7 protein-coding genes are annotated in these 7,075 nt (G+C 67.9%); 4 read left to right on the top strand and 3 right to left on the bottom strand.

Translation table 11 applies throughout. The annotated features are described in order from the left end of the window. The first annotated feature begins 311 nt into the window (after positions 1-311). Entirely contained in the window at positions 312-626 is a 315-nt protein-coding gene (locus tag I0Q12_RS01190; RefSeq protein WP_197250218.1) for a hypothetical protein, read from the top strand. A gap of 401 nt (positions 627-1,027) precedes the next feature. On the opposite strand, the gene I0Q12_RS01195 is transcribed toward I0Q12_RS01190, so the two are convergent. The 3 genes from I0Q12_RS01195 to I0Q12_RS01205 form a co-directional block, all read right to left on the bottom strand. Further along, the gene (locus I0Q12_RS01195; protein ID WP_197250219.1) at positions 1,028-1,645 is read right to left on the bottom strand and encodes an RES family NAD+ phosphorylase; all 618 of its coding nucleotides are present in this window, start codon (positions 1,643-1,645) and stop codon (positions 1,028-1,030) included. Beyond that, positions 1,642-2,166, bottom strand: a complete 525-nt coding sequence (locus I0Q12_RS01200; RefSeq protein WP_197250220.1) for a hypothetical protein — start codon at positions 2,164-2,166, stop codon at positions 1,642-1,644. The genes I0Q12_RS01195 and I0Q12_RS01200 overlap by 4 nt, the downstream gene beginning before the upstream one ends. Positions 2,167-2,360: 194 nt before the next feature. After that, the gene (locus tag I0Q12_RS01205; RefSeq protein ID WP_197250221.1) at positions 2,361-3,761 is read right to left on the bottom strand and encodes a PLP-dependent aminotransferase family protein; all 1,401 of its coding nucleotides are present in this window, start codon (positions 3,759-3,761) and stop codon (positions 2,361-2,363) included. 79 nt (positions 3,762-3,840) lie between these two features. Between I0Q12_RS01205 and I0Q12_RS01210 the strand changes: the two genes are divergently transcribed. From I0Q12_RS01210 to I0Q12_RS01220, 3 genes are read left to right on the top strand one after another with little or no spacing between them, the layout of a single operon-like run. Beyond that, positions 3,841-4,704, top strand: a complete 864-nt coding sequence (locus tag I0Q12_RS01210) for a hypothetical protein (RefSeq protein WP_197250222.1) — start codon at positions 3,841-3,843, stop codon at positions 4,702-4,704. Positions 4,705-4,721: 17 nt separating this feature from the next. Then, positions 4,722-5,393: an enoyl-CoA hydratase/isomerase family protein gene (locus I0Q12_RS01215; RefSeq protein WP_197250223.1), complete on the top strand. Its 672-nt coding sequence runs from the start codon at positions 4,722-4,724 to the stop codon at positions 5,391-5,393. Between the two features lie 47 nt (positions 5,394-5,440). After that, positions 5,441-6,208 carry an enoyl-CoA hydratase-related protein gene (locus I0Q12_RS01220; RefSeq protein ID WP_197250224.1) on the top strand — a complete coding sequence of 256 codons (768 nt, stop codon included), beginning with the start codon at positions 5,441-5,443 and terminating at the stop codon, positions 6,206-6,208. Positions 6,209-7,075 lie beyond the last annotated feature (867 nt).

Consider the following 7,075-nt stretch of genomic DNA (forward strand, 5'->3'; position numbering starts at 1 on the left):
TGTTCGTCGACGACTACACCACCGGCACGCACGTCGAGTCGACGACCACCAAGCACAATGGCGTCGTCAACTATGCCTCCGGCCACGACGACTGACGGGGTGCTGCGCTCCGGAGGCTGCACGCCGGGCATTTGCATCGGCGTCGAGTTGGTCGCGCCGCAACGGTCCGCGGGGAAGACCCTGCCCACCCGCCACTGAACATCTCGTCGTGCATCAGAAGGTACAGGAGGAGAACGAAGCCGAACGCGCCCGCCGCGAGGAACTGCGCGAGCAGCGCAAGGCCGAGCAGGAACTGGCTGCCGAACGCAAAGTTGGACAAGGAACTGGCGCACTACCGGTCGGCACTGGCAACAGGGGAGGCCAACGGCGACAGCGCTGCCGCCGAACGCCTGCGGACCACACTCGCCGAGGTCCAGCGCGCACTCGATGATGTCGACTATCGGGCGGCGAACATCCGAGCCGGGTACGTCTACGTCATCTCCAACATGGGTGCCTTCGGGATCACCATGGTCACGATCGGCATGACACGCCGGCTCGTCCGATGGACCGGGTGCGTGAACTCGGTGACGCGCCGGTGCCGTTCCGGTTCGATGTGCACGCCTTGTTCTTCTCTGAGGACGCGGTGACGGTCGGAGCCGAACTGCACGAAAGCGTTCGCCGAGCGGCGGGTCAACAGAGTCAATCCTCGGCGTGAGTTCTTCTACGCGACGCCTGAGGAAGTACTCGAGGTGCTGCGGCAGCCGGTCGGGGAAGTGCTCTCGTTTACCGCTGAACGCGGTTCGGGGAGTTCAGGGATAGGTCGGGTGATGTCGTTGCCGGTGTGGCTCGTCGGCGTTGCCCGTCGACCATGGTGGGGGCGCGTTGGTCATCCCGTCATCTTGAACGCCCGGTTGCCGCTCGGTGGGGTCCGAGGTTGGTCAGCATCGGGGCAGTGCGGTGGGCGTGGAGACCATGTCCCGAGTCTGGGCACGAGAGCGACGGAACTTTGCGGGCGTTGATGCGCTGCCGATGGTGACGGGCCGGCCTGTCAGTTCCCGGGCGGTGAGACGATCCGCACCGACCGTGGCGGGCCGGCAACGGTAAAGCCGCACCGACGGGCAGCTACTGCGAACGGTTCGGGGCTGAGGTCGGTCGGCCAGTCGGCCTCGCCCGCCTCACCGAACAGGGCGACCGCGTTCGGGTTCGGCCCGGTGGCGAATCGGGTCTGGTACCGCAACCCGGCGAAGTGGGCATCGAACGCGGCGGCCCATTCCTGCGGTATCGCGTACGGGGTCATGGACGAGAGCTCTCGGGTCAGGCCGAAGTCCGCGGCCTCCTCCGCGCAGGTGTCGGCGAGGCGATGATCGTGTGGCACGACCAGGGTCGACAGGCGGCGGTCGGCGGCGAACTCCTCACTGATCACCCCTGTCGTTGCCAGTGTCTCCCCGACGGTTTCCCGGATCGCGGTGGGTTCGTCGAACGCGAGGTAGCAGGTGCCGCGGGGTGGGGTCAGATCGAAGCGGCCGCCGCCGGAGGAGGCGAACCACCATGGGCCGTTCGTTGCCTGGTGCCCGCGGTGCAGTGGCTGCGCCGGAGTGAGGTCGCAGCCGGGGAACTGGTGCAGGGGCCGGGCCGGGGGGCGGAGGGCGACAGCGTCGCGGCTCACGCGGCCCACCGCTGCACGTCGGCATCAGCCAGCGCCAGGGCTGTGTCGAGGGGGTGGCCGTCGGTGATCCAGTCGGCGGCGCTGCGGTCGTCGAGTGCGGGTTGCGGGCTGCGCAGCCATACCGCGCAGGTCCACGGGTCGGCGGCGGCGCGCAGGGTCTTCCACAGCGTGATCAGGTGCGGATGCACCGTTCCGGAGGTCGTGAACTGCCAGGTGGGATAGACCCATTGGCCGTCGGCGAGCCGGCAGGCGATCACGGTGTCGGCGGCGACGGCTTTGTTGACTGCTTGGCGGCTCACGCCCCGCCACCGTGTCAGGCCGGCGGTGTCGTAGAAGGGGCCCACGAGTTGGTCGTAGGCACCGCTGGTGGGCAGTGCCGCGGCCATCGAGTCGGCGATCGATTCGACGTCGTCGAAGACGTCGGCGGGGATGCCGGCTGCGCGGGCGTCGGCGAACGTCTTGTGGACGCGGCGGGTGAGAAGGTCCATGAGCTTGCGTTCCTGTTCGGCCAGGGTGTTCATGCCGGATCCTCCCCGCGGGGTCAACTGTGTCAACTCGAGTGTTCTCAGATTCGTCAACCATGTCAACGAGGGGTGGGATCCGATCGAACGTTGCTCCATATCTCCTGGTAGCGACCGTGCTGTTCGACGATGGCTGAGTGGGGCGGTGTTTGCCGACTGAATCTCAAAGGAGAGGCGCCCCGGTTCCATAAGGCTTACACGCTTGCCGCCAGCCGCCGGGTGTAGGTCGCCCACGCCTCGACGAGCCGATCCACCGCGGTGTCCAGGACGGTGGTGTCCGCGGCGGCCGAGAGCCGGATGTACTCCCGCAGACCACCGTCGGTGACACAGTCCCGCCCGACAGCCACCCGGACCCCGCCACGCGCCGCGACATGCGCGAAGGTCGACGCATCGACCACCGGTAGCCGGATCCACAGCCCGTCTCCGGTGGTCGCCGGCTCCACCGTCCAACTGGGTACCAGTTCCGCCAGCGCGGCGCGCAGATGCGCCGCCTGCTGGGCGAGTTGGGTGTAGCGGTCGGCGAACCATTGGGGGCTCGCCGCGTCGAGCAGTCGCGCGGCGTGCACCTGCGCGCTCACCGCCGGGGCCGGGATGCGCGGCGACGCCGTGATCAGCGAAGCGTCCGGCGCCGATGTCCGGACCCAGCCGATGCCGCATCCGGCCCAGAACACCCGATCCAGGTCCCCGATCGCGGTGACCCGCGCCGACAGTGCCGCCAGCGGCCGCGCCTGCGGGTCGCGGGTGGCGGCGAGAGGAAGGAAGGACAGGTCCTCGATGGCGAGGGCGGTGTGGTCCTCGATCGCCGCGGCGATGCGCGGCAACCGCGATGATGCCGTACTCCGCCCGCTCGGCCCGGACTCGACCACATCGGCGAAGACGATCGCGGCGCGGGTGCGGCGCAGCGCGCGCCGGACGGCGGCCGGGTCGATGCCTCCGGCGTCCGGATGCAGACACAGCGACGTTGCAGTGTGTTCGGCGACGACCGACCGCAGCGCCGGCCACAGCGGCGCCCCGACCACGGCCGGTCGTTTCGCGGCCGAGGTCGCGCGGAGAACGAGGTCGAGTGCTTCCGCAGCGCCGGTGGTCACGAGGATCTGATCCGCCTCGGTCGGCAGACCCAGGCACGTGAGATGTGTTGCCAGTGCGTGCCGCAGGATCGGAAGGCCCCGGGCAGGAACACCTGCATTGCAGAGCGTCGGATCGAAACCCCAGTCGATGACCGGCAGATGCGACGCATCGGCCGGGGCCGGCTCGGACAGGTCGATGACGTCGCCGATGTCCTCTGTCGGCGAATCGATGTGCCGGATGATCGGGCGTGGGGTGCCGGGGCGGGGACGGACGAAGGTGCCCGACCCGTGGATGCGTTCGACCACACCACGTTCGGTGAGTTCTTCGAACGCGCGGACCACCGTCCCGCGGCTGACGCACAGTGCCGCGGCGAGGGTGCGTTCGGCGGGCAGGCGCTGACCGTAGGTGACGGTACGGGCGTCGATCGCTTGTTCGATCGCGGCGACGATCCACTGGTAGCGGGGGAGATCGGTGTGATCGTCCGGGCCGAAGACGACGGTCGTCCACCACACAGTGTCCTGGTCCACTCGACAAAAATGGCACTGTCCGCGCGGTGTCGCAACCACGATGCTGATCACTGCACGACCAACGACCGGAGGGACGAGGATGGCAGAACTGGCAGCGACCCTGGCCCGGCGCCTGTGGGAAGCGATCGAACCGCTGCACGCGGCACCCTACTTCTCCCCGCACCACCGCCGGATCTCTCTCGACCTCGGCATGAGCGGCTACTGGATGGGATATTTCGCCGGCCGCGCCGCCCCGCTCGGCGCGATGACCGCCGCCCCCGTCGAATCGATGTTCTTCAGCTTCCCGGCCCGACGTGTCGCCCGGGCGCTACCCGAAGCCTGGGCGTGCGCCGATCCCGAGAGGGTGTTGGACGCTCGGCTTGCCACCGCGCGTCTCGTCCTTGCCGACCCTCTGCGGGAGGTGCCTCGACGGGACCTCGAGGCACTGGCTTCCCTTCTCGAAATAGCCGTGGACGGTTGTCATTTCGCGGGACGTCCGTTGGCGGCGGGGTGGTCGAGGGTTCCTCGCCCCGACGATGTCGTCGCCCAACTGTGGCTGGCTGCCACCGTCTTGCGTGAACACCGCGGGGACGGGCACGTCATCGCCTGTGTGCACGCCGGTCTGCGCGGTATCGACGCGGTCGTCGCACACGCGGCGACCGGTACGGTCACCCGCGAGATCATGCAACCCAACCGCGGCTGGAGCGACGAGGAATGGGAGAGCTCGGAGCGTCGCTTGCGGGCCCGCGGCCTGATCGATGTCGGCGGTCGGCTGACCAAGAGCGGGGGAGCGCTGCGGCGCAGCATCGAGGACCGCACCGACTTCCTGGCCGCCGACCCGGTGACGGCTCTCGGCCAGACCGGGATCGAGGAGATCATCGCTGTCGCCGCCCCGATCAGCCGGCGTCTGTTCGACACCGGGGCCGTCCCTCTGCCCAATCCCATCGGGGTGCCCCGCCCCTGACCACGAAGGAGCAAGCGATGAGCAATCCTCTTGTCGAGGTGGACACCACGGCGGTCGACGAGCACGGTGTGGCCGTCGTGACGCTGAACCGTCCGCAGAAGAAGAACGCCCTGTCGCACGCGATGCGACTCGAGCTCGCCCACGCCTTCGAAGCCCTGGCCGGCGATGCCCGTGTGGTGATCCTGACCGGCCGCGGAGACGTCTTCTGCGCTGGCTTCGACCTCACCGAATTCGACCGTATCGACGAGGACAGCCTGTGGGCCTCCTCCGATCGGATGAATGTCGCCGTCGCGGCGCACCCGGTGCCGGTGATCGCCGCACTCGACGGACCGGCCGTCGCCGGGGGAGCGGATCTGGCGGTGCTCGCCGACATCCGGCTCGGCACCGACCGCACGACGTTCTCCCATCCCGAGCGCCGCAGGTTCCCCGTCGTCTACGGTCCGCTGGCCGAATGCGTGGGCTCCACCCGCGCACGGGAACTCGTCCTGACCGGCAGGACCGTCGACGCCGAGGAAGCCCTCGCCGTCGGGTTGCTGACCGAGGTCGTCCGCGACCGCCCGGTCCTCGATCGGGCTCGCGAGCTCGCCTACGACATCGCGCGCACGCCGTGGCACGTCCTGCACCGGATGCGCCGCAAGTTTCAGGAGACCCAGCGTTACAGCCCGGCCTGCCACACCCTGTCCCTGTGACCTGTGCGCCGACCCGTGTTTCACGACCTCCACAAGAAGGAACGCTGATGAGTATCCAAGTGCACCAAGCGGAATCGACAGCCGTGGTCACGATCGACCGGCCGGACAAACTCAATGCACTCGATTACACCACCATCGACGAGTTGTCGGCGTGGCTGGACGGCGCCACCACCGACGAGTCGATCCGCTCGATCGTCCTTATGGGATCGGGGGATCGGGCCTTCAGTGCCGGCGCCGACATCGTGTGCTTGGCGCAGAGCATCGACGTCGGTACCGTGCCCGCGTTGCAGGACATCGTGACCCGTGGACAAGGGCTGACCCGGCGCATCGAACAGTTCCCGAAACCGATCATCGCCGCGGTCAACGGCCTTGCCTACGGCGGCGGATGCGAAATCGTGGAAGCCGCGCACCTCGCGGTCGCTGCCGACCACGCAACCTTCGCCAAACCCGAGATCTCGTTGGGCTTTCCGCCGCCTTTCGGGGGATCGCAACGACTGCCGCGTCATATCGGTCGCAAACGTGCCCTGGAGATGATCCTCACCGGCGATGCCGTCGATGCCCACCGCGCGCACGAAATGGGCTTGGTCAACCGCGTTGTCCCGGCGGCCGAGTTGCTCGCCGCCGCGTTGGAGTTGGCGGTACGTATCGAACGACACGCGCCGACGGCGGTGCATGCCTGTCTTGCAGCGGTCACTCGCGGCATCAACCTGTCCATCGACGAGGGACTCGCCGTCGAGGCCGCATGGTTCGCGACCACCGTTCCCACCGCGGGTGTGCGGAGAGGGCTCGACAGATTCCTCTCCCGAGCACAGTGACGAGCGCGATCCGCTCGTCGATCGACCGTGCAGGTCTTCGAGTGGCATCTCGTCGACCGGTGCAGTCGCCGTGTTCGGATCCTGTATCTGCGCCGAGGGGCGCCGTCCCGAATCGTTGGCCCTCGTTCATGTGCACTGCGGTCGGGATTGATGCGCGGATAGGTGACATCTGAGCGGTGGTGCCGTGAGGCACCGTGGGAAGGGTGGATCCCGCGCACAGGCCGTCACCGAGGCGAGTCCGACCTGTTCTGTCTGGACGGCGCCGGCTGGAGTCGTTCGTTCTTGCTGCGGAGTTGTCGTTCCTCGACCGTGTTCCGTCGGCCGCGGTCTCGGAGGGTTGCTCGTCGAAGCGCCGGCCGCCGGCGTCGAGGAGCTGGTATTTTCGGTTTCGGTCACTGAAATCTTGGAAATGCCGAGGTGGCGCGCCATTTCGGCGCCGTTCATCTTCCTGCCCAGCACGGCCGGCACGATGTGGACATTGACGTCGACCGGGATGCTGGTGCGTCGTGGTCGCACCGTGCGGCGTTCCTATTCGGTGGTGTGCCCGGTTCATGACCTCGGGGACCCTGCCGATGGACGACGTAGGAAACCTCGCTTGAATGGAACGCTGGAAGGCATTTGGAGACAATCGGTTACAACCGGATGCTCGATCGGTCCGGGCACTGGTCCACTTCGCGAGGGACCTAGCTATTCCTCGCGAAATGGCACTGTCGAGCCGGGTGCCGAGACGGTTTCATGGCGTCATGACCATCAAGGAAGGTGAGCTCGTCACTGAGCATGTTCCTGCGGGCGAACCATGCGGACCGGTAGTGCTCGACGGCTTCCGGGTGGCCGCCGACCACGTCGTCGCGTTGACGGCCACCGTCC

The sequence above is a fragment of the Rhodococcus sp. CX genome, assembly GCF_015865005.1.
Taxonomy (GTDB): domain Bacteria; phylum Actinomycetota; class Actinomycetes; order Mycobacteriales; family Mycobacteriaceae; genus Rhodococcus.